A 26,462-nucleotide genomic window follows, 5' to 3' on the forward strand; every position below is an offset into this window, starting at 1 on the left:
GGAGCCGCTTCTAACCTCGGGGGTTGGAAGCGTGCTCATCAATCTACAAAAGTAGATCCTGGCCCACTCGCCTGCCTATTCTGCCCGTCAACGAATTGGAATTACTTTTTCAGTGCGGTTGTAAGCAGCAAAACAGCCTAGCCCCCCCTGTATGTTGGTGGGGATCAACACCGGCTCGGCGAAGGGATTGTTGCGGTTCTCGCGTTGGCGAATAATAGCATCTTTATATCGGTAGTACAGCGGTTCGGCACTAAGCAACTGCGCAATGACACGCGCGCCGGGCAATACCCTTCCCAGTGTAGTTCGTTTTAAAGCCGCTTCCGGATTGATCGTGTTCGCATTGACTTCCACCACCCCTACTTCGGCCGACAATGAGGTCAGTACGCTTCCGTCCTGCCGATCGTCGGTCACCAAATTTCCTGTCCTGTTTTCGCGTGGGAACACCAGCATGCGAAGCGCAACAGCCCGGTCAGCGGGCTGATTATTGACAGGGTAATCACTACCCCAGAAAAAATAGGCGGCGTATTCGTAGTAATTGGCTTCGGCAACAGGATCATGCCAGTCGAAGCGGATCGAATAAACCTTCTGCAGCCGATTCGACAGTGGCACGATGGTGGAATCGAGCACACCCTGGTTGATGGCTACCGGTTTCGGAACTGTAGCACTGGCCGTTACCTGTTTACCGTCGGGCGTACTGGCGGTCAGGCTGTATGTTTTCCCGGTCAGGATTGGCAGCAAGCTAGCCTTTGCCTGGTACCACTCTTTAGCCGGCACGTAGCGCAACACCACTACCCGGTTACCGTCGGTAAGCGACACCGTTGCGTTGGCTACATTATAGGGCAGTGCATCGGTCTGCTCACCCAATACGGGCTTCGAGCGTGACACTTTTACCGTTAACACCGTGTCCTGAGGCGATATATAGCTGTTTATCACCAGCTTTTCGCCTTCGGTCGATAACAACGAGGGGCTTACTTCATTACGCAAACTTCCGCAGGCAGCGAGCACGAAAAAAAGTAAGCTACAGAGCAATGCTTTCATAATTGACAGGCAGGCATAGCCCGTTTTAAAACTTGTAGGCGTAACTAATCGCCGGAACGATGGGAAATACCGAATACTTGTACAATACAGTAATATCTGGTTGGCCAGTTGCCTGCCGTTTGCTTTCGATGTTGTAGAAGAAAGGGTTACGGCGATTGTAAGCATTGTAGGCGCTAAACTCCCAGGTGCTCTCATGCGTCCGGCGTTTCCGGTGAAACTGAACGCCCAGATCAAGGCGGTGGTACGGTTCTGCACGGAAGGTATTTTTATCCTGGCCAAAATCACGTACCCCTACGCCACCATCAAACACTGCCGGGGTTACACCGGTAATTAGTCCGCTTGCGTCTTTCGGATAATCGAGGCTATTGCTTAGCCCATATGACCGGTAACGAGCGTTGGGAACGGTCAGCGCCTGACCAGTACCATAGACCCAGGTAGCCGAAAGGGTAATGTGCGGGGTAAGATCGTACATACCAACCAGTGAGATATCGTGGCGGCGGTCGTAGCGGGGAAAGAATGCGCGGCCACCGTTGAGCTCGGCAAACTGCCATTGTGTCCAGGAGAGCGTATAGCCTATCCAGCCGCTAAACCGGCCTTCTTTTTTGTGTAGCAGCACCTCGGCTCCGTAGCTCCAGCCACGGCCCGCCGTTACGTTATCTTCCCAACGCACCCGATTGGCCGAAGTCGGATCATCGACGAGCAGGAAACTCGCGCCTTCTTTATAGTTGATGATATTGTCCATCCGCTTGTAGTAGCCTTCAACGGTCAGCGCCAGACCACGGGTAAACCCATTCCCTTTAGAAAAATCTTTGGCTACTCCCATGGCCCACTGTTGCGATTGCTGGGGACGTACCCGGTCGGTGGTGGGCACCCATAAGTCGGTGGGCAGGCCGATGCCCGTGTTACTCAGCAGATGAACATACTGGTTCATGAGCGCATAGGAGGCTTTCAAGGACAAATCGGGCTTAACGATGTAGGCCACCGACAACCGGGGTTCGGGGCGAATGTACCTGACGCCAGCTCCCGTAAAGGCACTAATCCGCAGGCCGCCATTTAGTCGCCAATGGTCAGACGGCCGCCAGGTATCTTCGGCATAAATCCCCGATTCGAGCACGTCGATCTCATCTACTTCACGGCGAATCCCCGACAAACTATTGTTCTGCAACACGATGGCCGACGGGGTGAATCGGTGGGCCGTGGCCTGAATGCCAAATCGCAGGGCGTGATTGGGCGCCGGATAGAAATCGAGGTCATGCTTTATCGAAAAATCGCGGATGCCCGACGTGTAATCCAGCACAAATCGATTTCTGGAGTCGATCAATTGATTGGCGTCGATGGCGAATTTGTAGTCACTGAAAATCAGGGAGGTGTTGGCAAACAGTTTCTGGTTGAACTGGTGATTCCAGCGGAGCGTGCCGGTAGCATTGCCCCAACCCATGCCAACTCCAGTGTTATCGACTGTCTCGGAAGCGTAAAATCGATCGCGTCCGAAATACCCACTCAGGTAAACCCGATCGCGCGGGCCGAGGTCGTAATTGGCTTTGGCGTTGAGGTCGTAGAAATAGTAACCTGCCGATGTTTCACCGTTGGTTTGTGCCCGCACAATCGGCGCTGAAATGGCATCCAGGTACGTTCGTCGACCAGAGATAACAAACGAGCCGGAGCGCTGACCCGGTCGCTTCCCTTTGGTCAATGGCCCTTCGAGCATGATCCGGCTGGCAATGAGTCCCAACCCTATTTCGCCATGCAGCTTGTCGCGGGCACCATCTTTCATGGTCAGGTCGAGTACCGACGACAGCCGGCCCCCGAAGCGGGCGGGGAAGCCCCCTTTGGTCAGCTCCACACTCTTGAGGGCATCCCCGTTGAAGACCGAGAAAAAACCAAACAGATGGCTGGCGTTGTAGACCACCGCGTCGTCGAGCACGATCAGGTTCTGATCCGGACCACCGCCCCGCACATACAGCCCGCTCTGGCCCTCCGAGCCCTTCTGCACCCCCGGCATGAGTTGCAGCACTTTGAGCACGTCTTTCTCCCCCAACAGGGCCGGAATCTTCTTAATCTGGGCGATAGGCAAGTCGATCTGGCTCATCTGGGGGCTGTCGCTGACACGGTCCTGCTGCCGCTTCTCGCTCACCACCACCTCGTTGAGCAATTCGCCCGCCGCCAGTTCGACGTTCAGTACCTGATTTTGATGCAGGGCAAGAACACGTACCTGCGATTCGTAGCCGATGAGCGAAAAGGTCAGCCTGACCGAATCGGCTTCGGGCAACGTGATGGAGTAAAAGCCAAACGTGTTGGTTTGAGTACCCACCGGCCGGCCATTCAACCGAATGGAGGCTCCCAACAGGGCTTCACGACTCCCGACTTCATGCACGTATCCACTAACGGTATAGCGGACAGGCACTTGTGCTACGAGACAAAAACAGGAAACGAAGAAGAAAAGGCAGGTTAGTAATGAAGCGCGCATCAGATTGATTTAACACTGCAAACCTACTGAAAATGTCCAGCATACCCATCGAACCGGGGGTGTGGTCATGGGGCTATCTGTGGGCTCCAAGCCAAAAACTAACCGTTAAATTAGTCAGTTATCCGTTAACACAACGACGTACTCGGGATGCATGAACAGCAGCGAATTTTGATCGTACAGTTGATCTAAAACTCGCGTTGACCCATGACAATCCGCACTCTATCCCTCTCGCTGTTCGTCGGCGTTCTATTGCTCGTCAGTTGCAAAAAAAGCAGTGATCCCGTTTCTCCAGGCGACTGCAATAACGCCACAGCAATGGCTGATAAATTCACCGCTGCCGCCAATGCGTTTGCAGCTGACCCTACCAACAAAACGAAATGCAACGCCTACGTAGATGCCTACAAAGCCTACGCCGATGCGGCCCTGGCCTGCTCGTCGCTCTACACACAGGCCCAGCGCGACGACATTCAGGCCAGCTATAACCAGGCAAAAGATTCGTGCAAATAAACGTAACTGGCTGATGAACAGCCATCACTTCCACTTTTGAACGACTCCATGACAGTTGTTGGGCGAGCCAGCCGGCAACAGCTATCATTGGTGGCCTGTGCCTAATCAATCACAGTGTGTATCCGTTCGCGTAGTCGCGTTTGACAAACTGATTGGCGTAATTGTAGTTGGTAATTTTCATGGCGTCGCCATCCCAGAGTAGTTTCTTGCGGCCGGGAAACTGCCCGTTGTCGCGCGCCAGGTAGCTCCGCGTTGCCAGGTTACCCATCAGCACGGTTTCAGTCAGCGGTCCGGCCTGATCGAATGATGACGATGTATAGGCACCGAATCCCTGCTTGCAGGCTTTCACCCACTGCTGCTGATGTCCTTCTGTTTTTCCGTCAACAAGCTGGCGAATGGGTGGAGGCTGGGTACGTCCCGCAAACTTCTCAACGGGTAACAGCCGGTAGTTGTCGCCAAACAGCCCCGCCGACAGCATGCCTTTCGAACCGATAAACAGCATGCCACCATCCTGATTGAAAAAGACCTGCTCGTAGGGAGCCCCTTCCGGCAAGGGTGGCCGAATTCCCCCGTCGAACCACGACAGCTTGATCTCTTTGCCTTTCTTATCGGTCGACGGAAACGTCATGTGCACGCTCGACGAAGGCGGACAAACGTCATCGTAGAAAGCCTCCCGAAAAAAATCGGCGTAGACCGAGCCAACGCTACACTCGACCGAAGTGGGGTACTTGAGCTTCAGCGCCCGAAACGGGACATCGATAAAATGGCAACCCATATCGCCCAGTGCGCCGGTACCAAAGTCCCAGTAGCCACGCCAGCGGGTGGGCATATAGGCCGGATGATAGTCGCGGTACGGGGCTGTGCCGAGCCATTTGTTCCAGTCTACCTCAGCGGGTACTGGCTGTGATTCTTTCTTGTCTTTAGGCGATTGTACACCTTGCGGCCAGACGGGGCGGTTCGTCCAGCAGTAAACGGTGTGCACAGTACCGATCACTTTTGCCTCAATCAGTGCCTCAATGTAGCGGGTCGAGTCACCGCTGCTGCCCTGATTACCCATCTGCGTCACTACTTTGTTTCGGCGTGCTGCTTCGGTAAGCATGCGGGCCTCGTAGATATCGTGGGTCAGTGGTTTTTCGACGTATACATGCTTGCCCAGGTTCATGGCGGCCATGGCAATGGGCGCGTGCATGTGATCGGGAGTTGATACTATGACAGCATCAATGGATGACCCCGCCTTGTCGAGCATTTCCCGGTAATCACGGAAGTAAGGCGCTTTAGGAAACTGAGCGCGGTATTTAGCAGCCTGCCGGTCGTCGACATCACAAAGCGCCACCAGGTTGTCGGTACCTCCATTGACGGCCAGCCTAATGTTCACATCGGCTTTGCCACCACAGCCGACCGCCGCTATATTGAGTTTATCAGATGGCGCAACGAAGCCTCGCCCCAATACGTGCCGGGGAACAATAGTGAAGGCCGCCGCCCCGCCAATGGCAGCCAGCGTACCTGATTTAATAAAGGTTCTTCGAGAGGTCACAAGTAGTAATGAGCGAATGAGTGGATTAGTAAATAGCCCGGCTCAGACTATTTCTACTGAAAGCTGTTCTAAGCTATTCACTAATTCATTCATTCGCTAATCCACCTATCGAAATTAGCCCATTACCTGGCCCATCTTCATGGCGATGCCCATGTCGCCTTTTACCTTCAATTTACCCGTCATGAAGGCCATCATTGGGTTGAGATCACCCGACGCCATACGCTCCAGGTCGGCCACCTTAACGTGTAATTCCGTGTCGGCCGGCTGATCGTCGTTCGACACCACCGTGGGCGATTGCTTCGCATCGATAAAGACAATACCCTGATCGGTAACGAGTTTGGCGGTAGCGTCTAGGCTATCGGCCTGGGTCACACGGGTGCGAATGTTGTCGGTCAGTTCCTGAAGTGTCATGATTCTAGTTGAAATATGGTTTTTTTGTACTCGTTTACGGGGTAAAACTATTCCTGTAACCAGAAGTTCACAACTAAAAATAGTTTGAGGTTTGTCGTTTGCCGTTTGTGGCTGCTCCGCTAACTACCCGTTCGTTGGCTGAGTGGAGCAAGTACAATTGGCAAACGACAAACCTCAAACTCTCCTTTATGCGCTCTCAATTTCTTACCATTCTTTGCATCTTCTCTTTTCTCAGTTGCACCTGGGGCCTTATAGAAAGTAGTGTGGCGCTGTCGAACCCTGAACGGGTAGCCTCTACCCCCTTCACCGGCCATAAACCGTCGAATGAGGCCAACCCGGATCGCCGAGACCCCCGTAGTTTTTACGAAGACAGTGGAGCCAACAGCGATAACCCGATGCCCGAAGACCCGCGCGTTGTTCGGCAGTTAAGTTTGGCGCAGTTCGTTTACTCGCTGGTCACCCTGATCGGTGTTGCACTTATCTTTAAACTTCGCCGTATTGGCTTCTACGTTTATGTGGTGGGGGTACTGCTGGGCGCGATACTACCGGTCTATTTTGTGGGGCTGGCCGGGATAGGTACGTCGTTTACCGTTTTCTTCAGCGTACTGTTTGCCGTCATGTATGGCTTCTGCCTGCGCGAGATGAAGTAGTGTGGTTCATTGCCTTGGGCCAACAGCCTGCCGACCATTTGTACAGTAAATCAGTTTTACTAAACTCGTGTGGCTGGCTGGCGTTGGGTACGTATACCTAAAGACCCAACAATGCATCCCACGTACCGAAACTTCAACGCGACAGAAAGTCTGCCAACTCCGGCGCTGAGTGCCGACCCAATCAACCCACTTCCCCGAGCCGTACTCCGCACCAACACGTACCTGCTCCTCGATGGCGAATGGCAGTTTACACACGACATGGCCGATGAGGGCCTGACCCAAAATTGGCAGTTGGGCCATGAATACAATTATACAGCCCATTGGCCCGGCTCGGTAGAAGACCATATTGCCCAGGCTCACCAGGTGAACGATGGGCCCGGCTGGCAGGATAAAGTAGTAGTCTGGTACGAACGCGAGTTCGAACTACCGGAGCGCGAGTCGGGCAGCGACAACGGCACACAACCCATGTTTCAGCTCACGTTTGGTGCCTGCGGCTACGAAACGCAGGTGTGGCTGAATGGCAAGCCATTGCAAACCATCGAGGGTGAGCTGATTCACTATGGCGAATACACCTCATTCTCTTACGAACTAGGTGAGAAACTGCTGCAAACCACTAATCGCCTGACGGTGCGTATCGCCGATACGATGGATGCCGATCTGCCACGCGGCAAACAGGAGTCGCTGGTATATAAACGGGGAGGCATCTGGTACCAGACCTATACGGGCCCCGTCAGAAGCGTATGGCTCGAACCGGTGGAACGTAACCGGCTACGCTCCCGTGTGGGTGTCGTCAGCATAATTGAGGATAACCTGGTGCGATTCAATCTGACAACCCGCATTCATGACCCCGGCCATTATACATTGCGGCTTCAAATAGATGATCAGGGCAACCCCGAAGCAGGTGCACTGGCTGTTGAAGAGTTTCCGCTTCAGCTCGAATTCGGGCAGAAAAACCAGCGCGTAGTCGTTGAACTGCCCGATGCCCGCCTCTGGTCGCCCGATGATCCGCACCTGTACCGGCTCACGGCACAACTGATCGACTCAACAGGCAACAAGGCTCAGATAGAAGCACACTTTGGACTGCGCAAGGCCGAGGCCCGCGGCTGCTGTGTGTACCTGAACGGCAAGTCGACGTACCTGGATGGTATTCTGTACCAGCCCGGTCGGGCAACGTACGAAGAGATGCAGCGTCACTTCTACGCCATGCAGAAGCTGGGCTGTAACCTGGTGCGCGTTCACATTGCCGGAATTGACCCCCGTATCTACAACCTGGCCGACGAATTGGGGCTATTGTTGTGGGTAGAGGTGCCCAGTCCTCACCAGTCGAATCACCGAAGCAGGCAGAACCACCGGGCGGAGCTGGATCGGATGCTGGCTCTGATTGAAACACACCCGTCGGTCATTATCTGGAGCTTATACAACGAAGACTGGGGCGCCGAAGACATTGCCACTAACGCCGAAACCAGGCAGTATATCGTCGACACGTACCACTATATGCAGATCAACCATCCGCAATTTCTGGTTGTCGACAACGACGGATGGCACCATATTTCGCAGGAAGGCCGCCTGAAATCGGACCTGCTCACGGCCCATCTTTACACCCCCGATCTGGAACACTGGCGCAGCATGCTCGACAGGCTCGTTCGTGGCGACATAGAGGGGGTGGCGGCCCGGCCGCTGGTGGTTGGCGACCCGTTCTTCTTCCGCAGGCAGGTGCCGTTGGTAGTGAGCGAATGGGGCGGATTTGGGTTTGCTGACTATGGCGGCCCACAAGACGCTGAAAGCCGCACCGAGCGTATCCGGCAGTTTAAGCAGGAACTACGCGCCCGGGCTATCGGTGGTGATGTGTATACACAGGCTACCAATATCGAAGATGAACGTAACGGACTGATCGACCCGCAAACCGGTGAGTTGAGTGTGCCGGCGGGACTATTACGATCGGCAGTCCGGTAACACCGGTTGTAACCTGTTTGCCGAAGCGGGAAAGATTCGCACCTCCGTTTTGGCAAACAGGCTGAAGCCTGTGTTATGTATCTTTGGCCCATGCGCCAATTGCTTCTACCTCTCCTAGTTTTCGCCTGCGTTACGCTGCACGCCCAGACGGTGTACCAGCCCGCTCAACAGGCAGCTCCGCTCTCGAAATGGCAAACCACCACCTGGGAAGCCAAGTGGCTGGTTCACCCCACCGCGTCGGCCCGGCAATACGGTGTGTATCATTTTCGTAAAAGCTTCAGCCTGCCTCAGAAACCTGGCCGGTTTATCGTGCATGTGTCGGCCGATAACCGCTACCGGCTCTTTCTGAACGGCAAGCCCGTAGCAATGGGCCCGGCGCGCAGCGATCCGCAACACTGGAACTACGAAACCATTGATCTGGGGCCTTTTCTGACCGCTGGTTCCAACACACTGGCCGCGCAGGTATGGCACATGGGCGAATCGGCACCGGTATCACAGATGAGCTACCAGTTGGGCTTTGTGATGCAGGGCGACGGCGACGGAGAGAAGCTGGTGACTACCAACGCCAGTTGGAAGGTGCTGCACAATAAAGCGTATAGTCCCGTTGTCAACGACAACGCCAAGCTGAAAACGTACATCGTCGTGGGTGATGGGGATCGGGTCGATGCCGGCACGTACCCATGGGGCTGGGAACAACCCGCCTTTGACGACACGGCCTGGCCCGCTGCTAAACCCGCCTGGTTTTCGGCAAAACCCCGCGGCCTGGGCTCCGACGGCAACTGGGCGCTGGTGCCGCGCACCATTCCACAGATGGCCAGCGCACCCGTTCAGTTAGCCACCGTCCGGCGGGCCGAGGGCGTAACCGTTCCGGCCGATTTCCTGACGGGAAAAGCCACCGTTGTTGTGCCGGCAAAAACCAAAGCCACTATCCTATTTGATCAGAAAACGCTGACAAACGCCTACCCTGAGCTGACCGTTTCAGCGGGGAAAGGCGCTTCGATGACGCTCACCTACGCCGAAAGTCTGGTCGATGCAAAAGGGCAAAAAGGCAACAGAGACGAAATCGAAGGGAAACAGATAAAGGGGTTCGACGACGAATACGTAGCCGATGGCGGCCAGCAACGCACTTTCCGACCGCTCTGGTTCCGCACGTATCGGTATCTACAGTTGACCATCCAGACGGCCGATGAACCACTGACAATCAACCGCCTGCAGGGCGATTACACGGCTTACCCCTTTGAGCAGAAAGCCCGGTTTACTGTTCCCGACAGTAGTTTAACGAAGGTCTGGAACGTGGGCTGGCGAACCGCGCAGCTTTGCGCCGGCGAAACGTATTTCGATTGCCCCTACTATGAACAGTTACAGTACGTCGGCGACACCCGAATTCAGTCACTGATCTCACTCTATGTCACCGGCGACGACCGACTGATGCGGAAAGCGCTTCTCGAATACGATAACAGCCGCCTGGCTGAAGGCCTGACCCAAAGCCGATATCCATCGGCCGATCAACAGGTAATTCCTACGTTTTCGCTGTTCTGGGTCTGTATGGTCCACGATTTCTGGATGCACCGCCGCGACGATGCCTTTGTCAGCGCCCGTCTCGATGGCATCGAACAAGTGTTGAACTGGCACGAAAACCGCCTCGACCGCATTACCGGCCTGAACGGCGACCTCACCTGGTGGAACTTCGTTGACTGGGCCTGGCCCTGGAATCCGGCCGATAATATTGGCGGGGTACCAGCCGGGGCACACGTTGGCGGGTCGAGCATTCTGACCTTGCAGCAGGCGTACACGTACCTGCGCGCAGCCGACCTGTTTGCCCATTACGGCCAGAACCAGAAAGCAGAGCATTACCGCGAGCTAAGCCGCCGCCTCAACAAAGCTGTTATGGAACGCTGCTGGTCGCCCGCCCGGGGATTGGTGGCCGACGCTCCCGACAAGAAGCAGTTCAGCCAGCACGCCAACATTCTGGCCATTCTGACCAACGCCATTCCCGCCGCCCAGCAGCGCGAGCTGCTGGCGAAAGTGATGCGCCCCACCCCGGCCGACAGCCTGCGACCCGCAACGTACTATTTCAAGTTCTATCTGTTTCAGGCCTTGAAAAAGACCGGGATGGGCGATGAATTCATCCCGCAGTTGCAACCCTGGCACAAGATGATCGCTAACGGACTGACCACCTTTGCCGAACAGCCCGAACCGACCCGCTCGGACTGCCACGCCTGGAGTGCCTCGCCCGTGTATGAATTCCTGTCGACTGTCTGCGGAATTAACCCTGCCGAACCGGGCTTCCGATCCGTGAACATCACGCCTTACCTGGGTACGTTGCCCAGCGTGGATGGTAGCCTCCCCCACCCCGCCGGTACCATAGCCGTTCACTTTGAGAAAGGTCCAAACAACACGCTGAAAGGTGAAGTGACACTCCCCCCGAACGTACCCGGCATGCTCCGCTGGCAGGGCCGTACACTGCCGCTTAAGCCCGGTAAGCAGACGGTGAATTTGTAAGAGTCGGGCATTGCTGCTTACGCGTACTGCTTCTTCAGGCAGGCCCTTCTAATAGCGCAAAAAGGGCGCTCCTGTTAACAGGAGCGCCCTTTTTTATATTGACTCAGGTACGTTACAGCGCAGCGATTACCTGACGAACTTTCTCGGCAGCTTCTTTCAACTCAACGGCTGATTGTACCTTCAGGCCCGACTCGTCAATGATGCGTGCACCTTCGGCGGCGTTGGTACCCTGTAGGCGAACGATGATCGGAACCGGAATATCGCCGATAGCTTTGTAGGCCTCAACCACACCCGTTGCCACACGGTCGCAACGAACGATCCCACCGAAGATATTGATCAGGATGGCTTTTACGTTCGGGTCTTTCAGGATGATCCGGAAACCAGCTTCTACCGTTTTAGCGTTGGCTCCACCCCCAACATCCAGGAAGTTGGCCGGCTCACCACCACTCAGTTTGATGATATCCATCGTCGCCATCGCCAGACCAGCACCGTTCACCATACAACCCACGTTACCGTCGAGCTTCACATAGTTCAGGTCATTGGCCGAGGCTTCTACTTCGAGCGGATCTTCTTCCGATACGTCGCGGTAGTTGGCCAGATCAGGATGACGATACAGGGCGTTGTCATCGATGTCTACTTTGGCATCGACAGCCAGAATCTTATTATCCGACGTTTTCAGCACCGGGTTAATTTCGAACATCGAGGCATCGGTGTCTACGTAGGCTTTGTACAGAGCGGTTACGAATTTGACCATCTCCTTGAACGCCTCACCGGTCATACCCAGTCCGAAAGCGACCTTACGCGCCTGGAAAGGCTGTAGACCCACCGTCGGATCGATCCATTCCTTCACGATCTTCTCGGGCGAGTGCTCGGCAACTTCTTCAATGTCCATACCACCTTCAGTGCTGGCCATGATCACGTTACAGCCTTTCGCCCGGTCGAGCAGAATGCCGATGTACATTTCTTTCGTGTCGCTTTCGCCCGGATAGTACACATCCTGCGCCACCAGCACTTTATTTACTTTCTTGCCTTCCGGACCGGTCTGGATGGTCACCAGCACGTTACCGATCAGGTTTTTGGCGATCTCACGTACGTCATCAACCGATTTGGCTAACGCCACGCCGCGCTGCGTACCGCCTTTTACCTGACCTTTTCCGCGCCCACCGGCATGGATTTGTGATTTCACGACGACAAACTTTGAGTTTGTCTGAGCCATGATCAATTTGGCGGCCTCAACCGCTTTTTCGGGTGACTCGGCAACGATGCCTTCCTGAATCCGAACGCCGTAGCGTTTCAATATTTCTTTACCCTGATATTCGTGGATGTTCATACGGACAGCAACACGCGATGATTAATGGCCGCAAGTTAGGTCTAAAATAGATTTACTCTTGCTATAACCTGTGAGTGACCGCACATAAACGAGGATTTAAACGTTATTTACAGTAATGAAAAACACATCAATCACCGGGCCTTTAGCGCTGGCCCTGATGACAAGCCTTAGCCTGCCTTTCTGCGGGCAGGCCCAATCGCTCAATCCCTCTACCCGATTCAACCAGTGGTCGTATAAAGATCCGGCTACCGATTCTATTCCGGGGATCAGTCTCGATAAGGCCTATCAGTTGCTGAAAGGCCGTAAATCCGTACCAGTTACGGTTGGCGTAGTCGATTCGGGCATTGATCTGGTGCACGAAGACCTGCGCGATGTGATCTGGAAAAACCCGAAAGAAACGCCCGGCAACAATGCCGACGACGACAAGAACGGGTACGTCGACGACGTGAACGGCTGGAATTTCATGGGTGCCAAAGATGGTACCACCTACGAAGCTGATCTGGACGAAGTAGGCCAGATTACCACCGACTGGAAAGCCAAATTCGATAAAGCTGATCCTGCCAGGCTATCTGCGAAGGAAAAGAAGCAGTATGACATCTACCAAAAGGCCAAAGCGCAATCGCTGAAGCCCAACGTGCGGTCGGCCTCTCTACGGGCCCTGGTGCGCGATTCGGCCTCTTACGTTCGGGGAATCGACGCCATGGCGGCGGCCCTTGCTGGTAAGCCGTTTGTGGCCGAGAGTGTTGCGGCGGCTCAGGTTGGAACCGATACCGCTGCCATTGGTGCCAAGTATCTGATTGGTGAAATTTTTGACCCACGCGCTGGTTCATTCAATTTCCTGACGTCGCGGGTGAAAGACCTGTACGCTCAGTTGAAAGAGCTGGTTATCGCCGACGTTGGCACTGGCGAGCCACCCGTGAATGCCCGTAAAGCTGTAGGCGACGATCCAAACAATCCGAATGAACGCTATTACGGAAGCCCAAAATTGATCATTGGCAGCTCAGAAGAACTAGCCATGCACGGCACTCACGTAGCTGGCATTATTGGCGCTAAGCGTAATAACGGTGTTGGTGTTGACGGCGTAGCCGACAACGTGCGCCTGATGATGGTTGGCGTGGTACCAAGCGGCGGTGACGAGCGCGACAAAGACGTAGCCAACGGTATTCGTTATGCCGTAGACAATGGCGCCAAGGTCATCAACATGAGCTTCGGCAAGCGGTTCTCGCCTTACAAAGATGCCGTCGACGAAGCCATTCGCTACGCCGAATCGAAAGATGTGCTGCTGGTACACGCCGCCGGAAACAACGGCGAGAACGTTGACTCGCTGCCAACGTACCCACGGCCTGAATACGAAGATGGTAGCATTGCCAAAAATTACATCACCGTGGGTAACTCAACCATCCGGTTAGGCTCTACCCTACCTGCATCGTCATCGAACTACGGCACGCGGGTCGACCTGTTTGCGCCGGGCACAGATATCGACGCCACGACGCCTCATAACACCTATCAGAAATTAACAGGTACGAGTATGGCAGCCCCTTGCGTGGCGGGGGTAGCGGCGTTACTCCGCTCTTATTTCCCAAACCTGACTGCCGTTCAGGTGAAAGACATTCTGCTGAAGAGTGCTTACAAACCCGATGTGATGGTTCGGCTACCCGGTCGCGCCGGTGGCTCACTGGTTCCGTTTAGCAGCCTAAGCAAGTCGGGCGGCATTGTGAACGCCTACGAAGCCGTGAAACTAGCCATGACGGTGAAATAGAGAGCGTTTCAGCTTTCAAGTATCAGGTTTCAAGTGCGCTGCAACACCAACATTGGGTTAGTGAACAGCGCACTTGAAACCTGTTTTTTTTTACGCCACATCGCCAACCAGCAGGGCAGCTTCGTGCAGCAATTCGGTGGCGCAGATTTCGTCGGTGAAGGCCTCAATAGTAGCGTCTACAACGTCAAGGTCGACGGGCAAACGCGGCGATTGGTCGTCGGCTACGAAACCAGCCAGCGCCCGCCCCACATAAAGCATATGTAACGCCGACAACAACGTCGGCAACCGTTGGCTGTGGCGGGTTTGGGATTCTTCGGGATTCATTAATTAATTTGGTTTCGACCTAGCAGATGTAGGCAAGCTTCGGCAATCACTAATTTAGTCGTGGAAGCGGCACTGAATAATCAATATATGCTCATCATCTACTTTGTAGCCTAGTCGGTGGTCATCTGTAATACGATGCAACCAGTAGCCACGCAGGTCAGCTTTGAAAGCTTCTGGTTCACCAATACCGTTGACTGGTGAACGTAGGCAGTCTTTAATTAGCTCATTGATTCGTTTCAGCAACTGCTTATCGGTTTGCTGCCAGTGCACGTAGTCACCCCAGGCGTCAGTATCCCATGAAAGTTGTCGTTTCATGGTTGTTCATCATCGATCAACTCGTGGCTGTCATAGTGTCCCTGCTCCGTGCGGGAAACGGCCGCTGCCAGTCGTTGACGGTTTCGTTCGGAACTCAATACGTGTAGTGTTTCCTGCCAGCTGTTGTACTCGTCCAGAGAAATCACAACTACATGTTTGTTGTTAGGCTGATTTACAACCACCACATCGGCATCATTAACAACAGCATCCAATTTTTCACGTAAATTCTGCCGAAAATCAGATAATCTCACTTCCTGCATCTTGTTCTGTACAAATTTATGTACATAGACCAGTACAGTCAGTACCTACTTTATAAAGTTTAGGCATGAATCTATTTGTCTACGGCACCCTGCGTAACACCTACGATAATCCGATGGCACAACTGCTTCGGAAAAACGCTCGCCTGCTTGGTCACGGCTACGTACCCGGCCGCCTGTTTGATCTGGGCTGGTACCCCGGTGCTACTTATGAACCAGACAGCCTTTATCGCGTTTGGGGCGACGTATTTACCCTAACCGACGACCAATCGATTCTGAAGCAACTCGATGACTATGAAGGCATCGAAAACCACCCCGACGATGAATACGCCCGTATCGACGTACCTGTGCAGATGGGCGACGAACAGGTGACCTGCCAGATGTATGTTTTCCTGAAAGCAGACGGGCAGCAAACGCTGATCGAATCGGGGAATTATTTAAGAAAATAACGAGTGTACTCCGCTCACTTTAACCAGCCTTGATGAATAAACAGACGTTGATTCAGGCATTGCCCTATATGGGCATCGCGCTACTACTTGCCAACATACTGGCCAAGCAGCTTGCCGATATTCCCCCTGTCCTCGACGGTTTTATTACAGGCATGGCCCTGACAATGACCCTGTCCCGAGTCCTTGGCTTGGGTAGTAAAAAGGCTTCGGAATAAACTAGCGTTTGGTGTCGCATCAGGTATGTTACCCGTCCCCTACCGGCCCATCAACGCAATCGTGATGTTGATCTTACCATAATCGTAGCGGCCTCCTAAGTGTTCAAAAACGGGTTTGGTGCGGTTTTCTTCAATGCCAACAGTAGCGATAGCCGCCTCGATCTCCTGACGTTCGGCCAGGGTAATCAGGCTTGCCAGATCAACGTCGTAGCCCCCCTGACTGAGTTGGATCAGGTGATTAGCGATGCTCGACGGACCCAGCTCACGCGCCTGCGCAATCTGCTGAATGGTCAGGCCCTGCTGGTAGAGTTCCAGCGTCATCTGCTGCGTAGAACCTTTTGGCTTTGCCGTTTCACGAGGCCTGCTGGTACCTTCACTGCGTATCTGTCTCGGGCTTTCGCCAACCTGTACGCCAACAAATTCAGCGATCTCAGTCAGGAAGGCAGTGCCAAACATTTCCAGCTTGCGTTCGCCTACCCCCGAAACGTTCCGGAAGGCATCGGGCGTAGTGGGGCGCTGCCGGGCCATGTCTTCCAGCGTCGAGTCGGTAAAGACCACGTACGGCGGCACATTCTGCGAATCGGCAATGCGCTTGCGGAGTACGCGCAGCCGCTCGAACAGCTCGTCGCGACCCGCCGAACCGGCAGCGTCACCGCGGGTACGTGTTGCTTTCTCAACAACCGGCTTGGGTACGTCGTCGGGGCGAACGAGGCTGATCGTTTTGCCGTTGAAAAGCACATCGTCAGCCAATAAGCCTTTGCGGAGGGCATAGTGGTTTTCGTAGGCCACTTCAATCACGCCGATGTTGATGAGCTGGTGCAGGTAGCTCCGCCACTCCTCAAATTTAAGGTCAGCCCCGGCACCGTAAGTTTTGATCTTGTCGAACCCCTGTGAAATGATGGCGTAGTTCCGCGACCCGCGCAACACGTCGATCAGCGTATTCATGGGCACCCGTTCGCCCAGCCGGATAATGGCCGACAGGGCTTTTTGCGCAATTGTGGTTGCGTCGAACGTAATACGTGGACTACGGCAGACGTCGCAGTTGCCGCAGGGTTCAGCTAATTGTTCCGAGAAATACGAGAGCAGAATCTGTCGGCGGCAGGTGTTGGCTTCGGCGTATTGCTTCATCCGTTCCAGCTTTGCCAACTGTAAGTCCAGGTTGGCGGGCTTGTTCTCGGTGAGCATCTGCGTGTAGGTAGCCACGTCGGCAAAGCTATAGAACAGCACCGTCTGCGAGGGCAGTCCGTCGCGACCGGCCCGACCAATTTCCTGATAATAGCCCTCGATATTCTTGGGCATGTTGTAGTGCATTACCCAGCGCACATTGCTCTTGTCGATTCCCATGCCGAAGGCAATCGTGGCGCACATGATCCGCACGTCGTCGCGCAGGAATGCCTCCTGAATGCGGGCCCGTTCCGACGAGTCCATTCCCGCGTGGTAGAACGCCGCCGAGTAGCCTTTCTCCATCAGCTTCGTAGCCAGCGTTTCGCACGATTTTCGGCTGAGGCAATAAATGATACCCGACGTATCGGGTTTCAGGCTCAGTAGCTTCACGATCTGCCCGATGCGGTTAGTGCCGGGCATCACCTGGAGGCTCAGGTTGGTGCGGTTAAACGACGCAATGAACACCGCCGGATCGCGCATATCGAGCCGCTCCGAAATATCCTGCCGGGTGAGGCGGTCGGCGGTGGCGGTCAGCGCAATGATGGGTACGTTCGGAAACCACTTTCGCAGCGTGTTGAGCTGGGTGTATTCAGGTCGAAAATCATGCCCCCACGACGAGATACAGTGCGCTTCATCAATTGCGAACATCGAAATCGTCATCCGATTGAGGAACACGTAAAACGACTCAGAGAGCAGCTTTTCGGGCGATACGTACAGCAGTTTGATCTTACCGCTCAGGCAGTTGGCCTCTACATCGCGCATTTCTTTTACCCCCTGCGAGCTGTTGATGTAGGCAGCCGCAATACCGTTGAGGTGCAACGCCTCCACCTGATCTTTCATGAGGGCAATGAGCGGCGACACCACTACACAAAGACCGGGCAGCATCAGGGCCGGAATCTGAAAACAAACCGACTTACCGCCCCCCGTCGGCATCAGCACCACCGTATCGCGTCCGCTAACAATTGACCGGATAATGGCCTCCTGCATCGGGCGGAATTGATCATACCCGTAATACCGTTTGAGGTATACCACGGGATCCTGACCAGTAGGTTCCGGACGGGTTGAAGGGGCTGAATGCGCTGTTAACATACGGTGGCAAAAGAGAAATTTAGTATAGTAAAGATACGAAAAAGTGCGCAGTTGGCGACCGGGGAAGTCCCCCCTACCGGCCAGTCAGATGAGTCAAAACGCGCGTTTTATTGGTTGTTGGCTATATTAACCCGGTGTTATGATGCCCAAAACACGGTTTATCATGAAAATTCTGCTTATCGAAGATGAGGTCAAAACAGTTCAAAGTATTAAACAGGGGCTTGAAGAGCATCACTGGGATGTTGATGTTGCCTACGACGGAGCGATAGGGTTTCGGCTGGCCAGTCAGGCAACCTACGACCTTATTATTTCCGACATTATACTGCCCGGCATCAACGGCCTCGACCTCTGCCGCAAACTGCGCGATGCCAATGTTACGGCCCCCATTCTGATGCTGACCGCTCTTGGCACAACCGACGACAAGATTCTTGGTCTTGACGCCGGCGCCGACGACTACCTGGTAAAGCCCTTCGAGTTTCGCGAACTGATGGCCCACGTCAGGGCTTTGACCCGGCGAACTCAGGGGACTGTACAAACGGCTAACGTGCTGAAAATCGCCGATTTGGAATTAAATCCGGATACAAAAAGCGTGGTACGGGCCGGGAAAGAGATAACCCTGACGGCCAAAGAGTTTCAGTTGCTCGAATACTTCCTGCGGCATCAGGGGCGGGTGATTTCGAAAGTAGAACTAGCCGAACGCTTCTGGGATGTGACCTTCGACAACGGCACCAACGTAATTGAGGTCTACATCAATTTCCTCCGCAAAAAGATAGACCGGGATTTTGAGCCCAAACTGCTGCATACCCAGATTGGCATGGGCTATGTTGTAAAGCTAGCGTCGTGATGGTCAATATACGTACCCGGCTCACTTACCAGTTTGCCATTCTGGTCACGCTGATTCTGCTCCTGTTTTCGCTGGGTGTTTATTTTTTCAGCAAGCTGTACCTTGAAAAACGGTTTTACAAGCGGCTGCAAGACCGGGCCCTGACCACCACTACCCTCCTGTTCGATCTACAACAGACAGATAGTACCGTATTGCGGCTCATCGAAACGGCCGAAAAGAAACTGCTGCTCAATGAAAGCATTTCGGTCTACAACGAACGAACAAAAGAGATGCTGTTTTCGACTAATCCGGCCAATACGCAGTTTCACCAACAGTTTATCCCGCAGCTCGACTCAACCGCCCAGACCCTGTATCTGCGCCAGAACGAGTACCAACTCGTCGCCATTCGCCTCACCAATGGCGACAGTAGCAACTGGGTGATTGCCAGCGGTATCGATGACGTTGGAGCCGACGCACTGAGTGACCTGAAAAAGATTCTGCTGATTATGATTCTGGCGGCCATTCTGCTGCTGGGCATCTCAGGCTGGTTCTTCGCCGATCGGGCTCTGGCGCCCATGTCCGGAATCATCAGGCAGGTCAACGCTATCTTTCCGACCAATGTGCAACGACGGGTAGAGCATCCGAACCGGTCAGACGAGATTGGCTTGCTGGTGAACACCTTCAACCAGTTGCTCGACCGTATTGAGCAAGCCCTGAACACGCAGAAGATGTTTATTGCCAACGTGTCGCATGAGCTTAAAAACCCCTTGACCAAGATCAATTCGCAGATTGACGTGGCGCTCATCCAAAAGCGCGAGCCGGCAGTGTATGAACGAACGCTTCAGTCATTGCAGGAAGACGTACGCACCCTAACCCAGTTGACCAATGCCCTGCTCGAACTGGCAAACTCATCCATCCAGGCCAACGCCCTGCCCTTTGAGCCGGTGCGGATGGATGAGTTGCTTTGGGAAACAAAAACGCAGTTACAGGCGTGGCACGATACATACAGTGTCCGGCTATCGTTCACCGATTTCCCTGACGAGGAAGAAGCCCTGATCACCCACGGAAACAGAGCCGCCCTGAAAGTACTGTTGATGAATCTGATCGATAATGCCTGTAAGTTTTCCCCCACAAAAACAGCTGAGGTCACGTTTCAAACCCAACCAAATACGATTACCATCGCTGTGTTCAATGAAGGTCCGCCCATAGCCGAGGCCGACCTGGCGCATATTTTTCAGCCTTTCTTCCGGGGTAATTCAACCGCCCAATCAAGCAAAGGGCATGGTGTGGGGCTAGCCGTTGTTCTGCAGGTTACCCAGCTTCACAAAGGCACCATTGCGGTTCGCTCTGGAGCAGAAGGCACCACATTTACGCTGACACTGGCCAATGCAGCCCCAATTTAAGGTGGTTTTAAAGTTAGCTTAAGTCGTGGTTAAGTTGGGTGTCGTTGCTTTGCAGCACACTACAACCGCCAGATTATGGAGCCAGAAACAGTATCTACGAAGCAGGGAGCGATCAACATGACGATTGGCTCATTGGTTGGCATACTCTCCCTACTGGCGTATCTGTTCATTGGTTCGCGCAACGAAACACTGGAAGTTCAAAAGCAACTGACCACCAAAGTAGAGCAGTTTGCGTCGGTTCAATTGAAGCTCGACTCGATTTCCAACGTGCTCAACGAGAAAATAATTGAGGTACGTCAGCTAGGCGGCAGCGTAACCGGTCTGGAGCGAATTCGGCAGCAGCTCGAAAACGACAAGAAGAAGCTGAAATATGACCTAACGTTCTCGCTTCAGCAATACGACCTGAAAATCAGGGATTACAAAAGCTACCTGGTTCAAAATGAAGTCGCGATCGGTAAGCTCAAGGCCGAGAATGGCTCCCTACTCAGTCGGGCACGGCTGTTGGAAGAAGAGAAACAGACTATTCTGAGCGAAAACGAGGGCTTGAAGTATGAGCGGGCTGCCCTGGCCAAAACGGTAGTCGACTACTCGGTTCAGAATGCCGACCTGAAGAAAAAAGTAACCCTGGCCTCAACCATCAAAGCCGTAGCTGTCAACGTGTCGGCGCTGACAGCCAGTGGTAAAGAACGAACTGGCGGCACCTATAAAGCGTCGCGCATCGACCGGCTAAAAATTGCTTTCATTATCCCGTCAAACCCGGTAAACCAGGACGGCAGCAAAGAGCTGTACGTGCGTATTGTCGACGCAACGGGCGCCGTAGTCAGCGAGAGTATCAGCGCGGGCACGCTATGGCACGAAGGCCGCGAGATTGGGTACAGCACCCGGCACACAATCGCCCTGGAACCGACAGACCAGCGAATCGACATCTTTTTTCATCGGGATGCGCCCTACAAACCGGGCAGCTACCGCGTGGAGCTGTACGCAGATGGCTTCCGGGTTGGCGATGGCCAGTTCGACGTGAAGTAGCCCGATGCGTTTTGGTGTGTTCAGTAACCTACCGTTTCCCCTATGACAACTATCCGAAAACATATCGTCAGTTTCTTATCAGCGCTCCCCTTCTTCGGCGAAACGCTCGTGGAAGCTGCCCGGCTATTTCTGCGGCGCTACAAGCAGTTTCCGCTGGCGTTTACCGCCCTGCTGTATCTATTCGGCACGGTCGCTCTCTGCTATTATCCGGTCGTTGGTCATTGGCTCACGGGATTCGTAATGATGACTTTGCCGCTGGCTATTCTTAGCGGCATTGCGGCTTGTATCTACTTACTCTACAGGCGGCAGCATATCATTGGCATGGCCGGGCTGGTGTGGGTTCTGTTTTCCTTCGTACTCGTGAAACGAGTGGTAGGCACAAGTACGGGCAACCTGACAATGAATCAGTCTCAGGCACTTAGGGTCTTGAGTTTCAACAGCGAAACGTTTCCACCCGGCACCAGTTCCGAGTTTAACAGGTCACTACAAGCCGATATTGCCTGTTTTCAGGAATACTCGCCCAACGCCCAGATCGAACGCCAGTACACCGACAAAATTGAAACCCTTACCTGTTTTGCGCCAGATCGACAGGTTGGTCTGGCCCTGTTTTCGAACTACCCAATTGTAAAACAATACGGCCGCATCTGGAACCGGACGCAGGGCCCCGACATCAACGGGTTTATATGCGCCGACATCGCGTATGGGGCAGATACGATCCGGGTGGTCAACACGCATCTCTGGTCAATGGGTGTGCGGACGAGCAAAGCGATAGACGCCCTGAAAGCAGGTGAATTACGGGTATTTTTCTCCGAAGTTGGCGACACATTTTATCGGCTGAAAGAAGGCTTTGAACACCGGAATGAGCAACTTCAGGAAGTAGAATCGTATGTAGCCGGTAGCCGGTACCCGGTCATCATCTGCGGTGATTTCAATGAAACGCCAATCGGCTATTCTTATGGGAAACTGAGCCGAAATTTCAGAAATGCGTTTGAAGAAGCCGGTCAGGGTCTTGGCTTTACGCTGAATCGGCACCCTTACTGTGTCCGTATCGACCAGCAATTTGTGAGCCAGGAATGGCACATTCAAACGTGCCGAACGCTCTCAGGTGTTTCCTTTTCCGACCACTTCCCGGTACTGGCTCAATACGTACTCAAAAAGTCAGTCGCTGCACCCGTTGCCATTTTAGCGCAGCACTGATATTTACTTAAGGATAACTCACCTTAAATTTTTCTTAAGGAATTGGTTTTGGGCAACTTTTCACTCACTTTTCCGTCCAATTACCGAGTTAACCTTAATCAAACCATGTACATGAAAAAGTCTGTAGTGTGGCTGAGCCTGATGCTCGGCCTGTTGATCGCCTTCAACGCACCAGCTCAGGAAGCTAAAGCCAAGAAAGAGAAGAAAGAAGCGAAGGCCGATAAGAAGGAAGCTAAAGAAGACAAGAAAGCGGCTAAAGCCGAGAAGAAGGCCGCTAAAACTGACGCTGACAAAGAGCAGGCTAAAGCTGAGAAAAAAGCAGCTAAAGAAGAAAAGAAGGCCGCAAAAGAGGATAAGAAAGAAGCCGCTGCTGATAAAAAGGAAGCCAAAGGAAAATCGACCGACGCGGTAACCAAAGCCGACAAGAAAGAGAAAGCCGACGCTAAGGCTGATAAAATGGAAGCCAGGGCCGAAAAGAAAGCCGACAAAGCTGAAGCCCGGGTAGCCAAAGCCACGGCAAAGGCCGAAACCAAAGCAACCCCAGCCGACTACAAAGCCCCCGTCGATCGATCGATGAAAGGCCCAAATGGAGAGCAGGTGATGACCGGACCACGCGGCGGCAAATATTACATCAATAAAAACGGCAACAAGACGTACCTGAGCAGCCTGAAAGACTGATTTTTGTATCGCTTTAATCTACCAAGCCAGGTACGTGGATGACGTACCTGGCTTTTTTATAAGTCGACATTTTCCCACAATCGACAAGACACAATCCATCGGCCCAACTGTCCGGCTGATAACTTGAGCCCGTTTCGGTTTGTGGAAACACACGACCGCAAGCATCCATCAGGTTTAGCATCACCCTCTAAACCCTGATAGCCATGCATTTAGCAAACCAGTTCACGCTACTCTCTGTCTGTACTGGGGCACTTGCTCTAGCGTCAGCATCCACCACTACCCTGAAGCCCATCGAACAAGCGATGACGCGAATCGTATCGAAAAATCTTGTTTCGGTCCGGATCAGCGTTTTTGATGAAGCAGGACCGCTGTCGGGTGCTACTGTTTCATCGACAGATGGCACACAGTCGATATTGACCGATGCAACCGGTAATTGCCAGCTGGCTATACCGAGCGGCACCGTCCTCCTTGTTTCGGCAGACGAACACAAGACTTTCCGGATACTCGTTTCGGCGAAAGGTGCAGAAAAGCATAGTTTAAAACTTCGGCGGTTGGACGGCTCTGAAATCGTCGCTGTTGCCCCACTAGTTCACCTGTCCGGTGTCGTCCGCACTGCCGAAGGGCAACCCCTAGAAGGTGCCGACGTGAGCGTATCCGGACGCGGTTGGACTACAAAAACAGACGGTGCCGGCCGCTACACGATCGACGTACCTCAAAACAATCTGCTATCAATCAGTAAATTTGGCTACGAGCTTACATCAGTGGTCGTGTCACCAACAACGACCAGTTTTTCACCTAAAATGGCCCTGCGAGAAGGCATCGACCCGTCTATTTTAGGCACCGATACCAAACGAGCGACGAGTACGGCAGTCCCTTTTGCCAGCGGAGATTACAAACTTGCCAGCGGCGAAGTCATCACTGAGGCCGACGAGAACCCCGTTTATCCCGGCGGTCTGGAGGCACTAAACACGTACCTGACAACCAGTATTCGCTACCCGGAAGCAGCCCGGCAAAATAATATCACAGGTAAGGTGCTGGTTAGTTTTGTCGTCGATACGGATGGCAGTATCAACCGGATCCGGTTACTGAAAGGCCTTAATTACGGGACTGATGAAGAGGCGGTTCGGGTTATTGCACGGATGCCCAACTGGACGCCCGGTAAGCAAAAAGGTCGTGCAGTAGCCATTCTCTATACGCTGCCCGTGCCCTTTTCAGTCACCAGATAGCGTATTGCCCACCCTTATTGAAGCCCGCCTTTCACCGATTCATAGTCAGACTTGAGGCGACCCATTTCGCGGGCCAGGAAGCGCTGGAGTTGCTGATTAAACTCGTCCTTCTCTTCGTCTGGCAGATTTGTATACAGCTCTTTAAGCTCCTGATTGATGGCCGCCCGTTCTTCTGCCGTGGCCGCGTTGATCGACCGCGTATGGAAAGTTTTGAAATCGTAGGTTGTCATAGAGTCAAAACCCCGGGCGGCCTGGGCAAGTTCGGTCAAGTTATTTTTGGCATAGATTCCTGACACAGACTAAACTTTTAGGGTAAAAAGCAGTCTTATACCTGTTACTAGGGTAATAAGTCGGTATTGAATTGGATTCAGCGCTGGCTACGGTTTACCTTTGTTTCACCAGAATACTACAATACAACTTAGTTAACTCAATTGCCAATCAAGTTTTTACGATGAAAAAAGCGTTCGGCTTCCTCCTTGCTACCGCCGGTTTGTTGTCGGCATCATTCTCGGCCCAGGCGCAGGATAATATTCCTGATGATATGAAGGCCCTTATGACCAAATACACCTGTATTGCCTGTCACCGGGTTGATGCTCGTCTGGTTGGACCGGCCTATAAAGACGTGGCCAAGCGTAACTATACCGACGAGCAGATCGTCGAGTTGATCTACAACCCAAAGCCTAGCAACTGGCCTGGTTATATCGCTATGGCACCCATGAAGCAGGTACCAAAAGAAGATGCCGTAAAACTGGCTAGCTGGATCAACACCCTTGATGGTACTACCACCAAGAAGAGTACAACCAAGAAAACGACTACTAAAACGAAGAAGGCGTAAGCACGCGTCTCTCAGGTATAAAAAAGCGGCTCTGGATTACCCAGAGCCGCTTTTTTGTGTGTTGTAGGGTTCAGCTTAACGCTATTTTTTGCCCATAGCTGCTTTAATGGCTGTTTCTTCGGCGGGGTCGTAGAAGGTGCCGTCTCCTTTCAGAATTTCATGGAACCAGACACTTGGCTCACGACCGTTTACGTACGGTTTCTGCCAGCTGTCCCACGGTAGGAAAGTTTGCGATTTACCCGCTACAAAGCCCCAGCAGATCATGCCCACTTTTTCGCGTTTGGCAATGGGTAGGTGCGTCTGGAACTTGCTGTTTACGCCCCTCGCCATGAACTCAGTGCAAATCAGCGGACGGCCCATTTTTTTCAGACCGGCAATCAGCTTTTCCAGCGCAGGTGCATCGGCATACTGGTGGAAGGTGATGATGTCGGAGTTGGCCAGTTGCATTTTATCGAAGGCAGGAATGGTGCTCACGTTTGACCAGTCGTTCACCCAGAAAGTCCACACGCCAGAGGTCAGGGGTTGGGTTGGGGTAACTGACCGGGCCCACTGAAATACCTGCGGCAACAGCTTCTCAATGATCGCGATTTTGCGTGCTTTAGGTAGTTCGGTTTTTATGGTGTGGTTATCGCCATAGCTATTGTCGTTGGTGTTGTTGGGCTCGTTCCACATATCCCACATCAACACGCGCTTATCATTTTTGAAAGCCCCAACAATACCCTTCACATAGGCTTCCAGCCGCGGGTGCTGCGATACATCCGTGAGCGCATCGGCCCCCGGCGACTGTACCCAGCCCGAATTGTGAATGCCCGGAACCGGGTCGTGCTGCTTGCCTAGTTTTGGATATGGGTCCCAGCACGAGTCGAACAGCACCAGCATAGGCCGGATCTTGTGTTTCTGACAGATAGCCAGGAAGGTGTCGATGCGCTTGATGAACCCCTTGGCATCCTGCTGATAGGGCAGATCGTGCAGAAAAACGCGCATCGTGTTTACGCCCATTTGCTCTGCCCATCCCAGCTCTTTGTCGATTGTAGCCGGATCAAACGTTTCGGCCTGCCAGAACTCAAGCTCATTGATGGTATTGGCCGGGTTGTAATTGCCCCCAAACAGAAAAGGCTCTTTCGCATACCAGGCGTTAGCTTTGGCAGCCGACCACCGGCCCGGGGCCGACGGCACATCACCAGCCGGCGACTGAGCGAAACTAAGAAGGGCTGAGAGCAACAAAACACTCAACAGGGTAAGGCGTTGACACATAAGGATTTCAGTAAGGATTTAGGAAATACGTTAACTGGATAGTTTGACCTGATTGG

Annotated in this window: 25 protein-coding genes; 14 read left to right on the forward strand and 11 right to left on the reverse strand. The window is 53.4% G+C overall.

Annotated features, from left to right (window positions below; genetic code table 11):
* Positions 1-87: 87 nt before the first annotated feature.
* Positions 88-1,038, reverse strand: a complete 951-nt coding sequence (locus F7231_RS20150) for a DUF4249 domain-containing protein (RefSeq protein ID WP_166693327.1) — start codon at positions 1,036-1,038, stop codon at positions 88-90.
* 25 nt (positions 1,039-1,063) lie between these two features.
* Complete coding sequence (locus tag F7231_RS20155) at positions 1,064-3,505, reverse strand: TonB-dependent receptor (protein WP_166693328.1); 2,442 nt, start codon at positions 3,503-3,505, stop codon at positions 1,064-1,066.
* A 204-nt stretch (positions 3,506-3,709) separates the two neighbouring features.
* Between F7231_RS20155 and F7231_RS20160 the strand changes: the two genes are divergently transcribed.
* Entirely contained in the window at positions 3,710-4,012 is a 303-nt protein-coding gene (locus tag F7231_RS20160; protein WP_157510635.1) for a hypothetical protein, read from the forward strand.
* A gap of 109 nt (positions 4,013-4,121) precedes the next feature.
* Here the strand turns inward: F7231_RS20160 and F7231_RS20165 are convergent, their stop codons facing one another.
* Together F7231_RS20165 and F7231_RS20170 are read right to left on the reverse strand one after the other, a co-directional pair.
* On the reverse strand, positions 4,122-5,546 hold the full coding sequence (locus tag F7231_RS20165) for a Gfo/Idh/MocA family protein (protein WP_166693329.1): 1,425 nt from the start codon (positions 5,544-5,546) through the stop codon (positions 4,122-4,124).
* A gap of 114 nt (positions 5,547-5,660) precedes the next feature.
* On the reverse strand, positions 5,661-5,957 hold the full coding sequence (locus F7231_RS20170) for an SCP2 sterol-binding domain-containing protein (RefSeq protein WP_085413015.1): 297 nt from the start codon (positions 5,955-5,957) through the stop codon (positions 5,661-5,663).
* Positions 5,958-6,145: 188 nt separating this feature from the next.
* Here F7231_RS20170 and F7231_RS20175 point away from each other — a divergent pair, with 188 nt between their 5' ends.
* From F7231_RS20175 to F7231_RS20185, 3 genes are all read left to right on the forward strand, one after another.
* On the forward strand, positions 6,146-6,607 hold the full coding sequence (locus F7231_RS20175) for a hypothetical protein (RefSeq protein ID WP_085413014.1): 462 nt from the start codon (positions 6,146-6,148) through the stop codon (positions 6,605-6,607).
* Between the two features lie 111 nt (positions 6,608-6,718).
* Positions 6,719-8,560 carry a glycoside hydrolase family 2 protein gene (locus F7231_RS20180; RefSeq protein WP_085413013.1) on the forward strand — a complete coding sequence of 614 codons (1,842 nt, stop codon included), beginning with the start codon at positions 6,719-6,721 and terminating at the stop codon, positions 8,558-8,560.
* Positions 8,561-8,650: 90 nt separating this feature from the next.
* Entirely contained in the window at positions 8,651-11,062 is a 2,412-nt protein-coding gene (locus F7231_RS20185) for a family 78 glycoside hydrolase catalytic domain (RefSeq protein ID WP_085413012.1), read from the forward strand.
* Between the two features lie 112 nt (positions 11,063-11,174).
* Here the strand turns inward: F7231_RS20185 and sucC are convergent, their stop codons facing one another.
* A complete protein-coding gene (gene sucC / locus F7231_RS20190; protein ID WP_085413011.1) occupies positions 11,175-12,392 on the reverse strand; it encodes an ADP-forming succinate--CoA ligase subunit beta in 1,218 nt (405 codons plus the stop codon).
* A 115-nt stretch (positions 12,393-12,507) separates the two neighbouring features.
* Between sucC and F7231_RS20195 the strand changes: the two genes are divergently transcribed.
* Positions 12,508-14,151 carry a S8 family serine peptidase gene (locus tag F7231_RS20195; RefSeq protein ID WP_085413010.1) on the forward strand — a complete coding sequence of 548 codons (1,644 nt, stop codon included), beginning with the start codon at positions 12,508-12,510 and terminating at the stop codon, positions 14,149-14,151.
* Positions 14,152-14,241: 90 nt separating this feature from the next.
* Here F7231_RS20195 and F7231_RS20200 read toward each other — a convergent pair whose 3' ends face one another.
* Genes F7231_RS20200 through F7231_RS20210 form a run of 3 tightly spaced genes read right to left on the reverse strand, consistent with a single transcriptional unit; the run spans position 14,242 to position 15,050 of the window.
* A complete protein-coding gene (locus F7231_RS20200) occupies positions 14,242-14,475 on the reverse strand; it encodes a hypothetical protein (protein WP_085413009.1) in 234 nt (77 codons plus the stop codon).
* 54 nt (positions 14,476-14,529) lie between these two features.
* Positions 14,530-14,790 (reverse strand): Txe/YoeB family addiction module toxin, encoded by a 261-nt coding sequence (locus F7231_RS20205; RefSeq protein WP_166693330.1) that lies wholly within the window; start codon positions 14,788-14,790, stop codon positions 14,530-14,532.
* The gene (locus F7231_RS20210; RefSeq protein WP_166693331.1) at positions 14,787-15,050 is read right to left on the reverse strand and encodes a type II toxin-antitoxin system Phd/YefM family antitoxin; all 264 of its coding nucleotides are present in this window, start codon (positions 15,048-15,050) and stop codon (positions 14,787-14,789) included. Before F7231_RS20210 ends, F7231_RS20205 begins: the two co-directional genes overlap by 4 nt.
* Before the next feature lie 65 nt (positions 15,051-15,115).
* On the opposite strand from F7231_RS20210, the gene F7231_RS20215 reads away from it, so the two are divergent.
* A complete protein-coding gene (locus F7231_RS20215) occupies positions 15,116-15,496 on the forward strand; it encodes a gamma-glutamylcyclotransferase family protein (protein ID WP_085413007.1) in 381 nt (126 codons plus the stop codon).
* A 32-nt stretch (positions 15,497-15,528) separates the two neighbouring features.
* A complete protein-coding gene (locus F7231_RS20220) occupies positions 15,529-15,711 on the forward strand; it encodes a hypothetical protein (RefSeq protein ID WP_166693332.1) in 183 nt (60 codons plus the stop codon).
* 39 nt (positions 15,712-15,750) lie between these two features.
* Here the strand turns inward: F7231_RS20220 and recQ are convergent, their stop codons facing one another.
* A complete protein-coding gene (gene recQ / locus F7231_RS20225; protein WP_085413005.1) occupies positions 15,751-17,964 on the reverse strand; it encodes a DNA helicase RecQ in 2,214 nt (737 codons plus the stop codon).
* Positions 17,965-18,127: 163 nt separating this feature from the next.
* Between recQ and F7231_RS20230 the strand changes: the two genes are divergently transcribed.
* The 6 genes from F7231_RS20230 to F7231_RS20255 all read left to right on the forward strand — a co-directional run bounded on the left by F7231_RS20230 (position 18,128) and on the right by F7231_RS20255 (position 24,317).
* Positions 18,128-18,808 (forward strand): response regulator transcription factor, encoded by a 681-nt coding sequence (locus F7231_RS20230; RefSeq protein ID WP_085415145.1) that lies wholly within the window; start codon positions 18,128-18,130, stop codon positions 18,806-18,808.
* Complete coding sequence (locus F7231_RS20235; protein ID WP_166693512.1) at positions 18,808-20,190, forward strand: sensor histidine kinase; 1,383 nt, start codon at positions 18,808-18,810, stop codon at positions 20,188-20,190. Before F7231_RS20230 ends, F7231_RS20235 begins: the two co-directional genes overlap by 1 nt.
* A gap of 75 nt (positions 20,191-20,265) precedes the next feature.
* On the forward strand, positions 20,266-21,216 hold the full coding sequence (locus F7231_RS20240; RefSeq protein WP_166693333.1) for a DUF8428 domain-containing protein: 951 nt from the start codon (positions 20,266-20,268) through the stop codon (positions 21,214-21,216).
* A 42-nt stretch (positions 21,217-21,258) separates the two neighbouring features.
* Positions 21,259-22,413, forward strand: a complete 1,155-nt coding sequence (locus tag F7231_RS20245) for an endonuclease/exonuclease/phosphatase family protein (protein WP_166693334.1) — start codon at positions 21,259-21,261, stop codon at positions 22,411-22,413.
* A 111-nt stretch (positions 22,414-22,524) separates the two neighbouring features.
* The gene (locus F7231_RS20250; RefSeq protein WP_085415144.1) at positions 22,525-23,091 is read left to right on the forward strand and encodes a hypothetical protein; all 567 of its coding nucleotides are present in this window, start codon (positions 22,525-22,527) and stop codon (positions 23,089-23,091) included.
* 203 nt (positions 23,092-23,294) lie between these two features.
* Positions 23,295-24,317, forward strand: coding sequence for a TonB family protein (locus F7231_RS20255; protein WP_166693335.1), 1,023 nt, complete (start codon positions 23,295-23,297; stop codon positions 24,315-24,317).
* A gap of 14 nt (positions 24,318-24,331) precedes the next feature.
* Here the strand turns inward: F7231_RS20255 and F7231_RS20260 are convergent, their stop codons facing one another.
* Complete coding sequence (locus F7231_RS20260) at positions 24,332-24,547, reverse strand: hypothetical protein (RefSeq protein WP_157510634.1); 216 nt, start codon at positions 24,545-24,547, stop codon at positions 24,332-24,334.
* 221 nt (positions 24,548-24,768) lie between these two features.
* Here F7231_RS20260 and F7231_RS20265 point away from each other — a divergent pair, with 221 nt between their 5' ends.
* Positions 24,769-25,152: a c-type cytochrome gene (locus F7231_RS20265; RefSeq protein WP_085412999.1), complete on the forward strand. Its 384-nt coding sequence runs from the start codon at positions 24,769-24,771 to the stop codon at positions 25,150-25,152.
* Positions 25,153-25,233: 81 nt separating this feature from the next.
* On the opposite strand, the gene F7231_RS20270 is transcribed toward F7231_RS20265, so the two are convergent.
* The gene (locus F7231_RS20270) at positions 25,234-26,406 is read right to left on the reverse strand and encodes a cellulase family glycosylhydrolase (protein ID WP_166693336.1); all 1,173 of its coding nucleotides are present in this window, start codon (positions 26,404-26,406) and stop codon (positions 25,234-25,236) included.
* Between the last annotated feature and the right edge of the window lie 56 nt (positions 26,407-26,462).

The sequence above is a fragment of the Fibrivirga algicola genome (genome assembly GCF_011742925.1).
GTDB classification, from domain to species: domain Bacteria; phylum Bacteroidota; class Bacteroidia; order Cytophagales; family Spirosomataceae; genus Fibrella; species Fibrella algicola.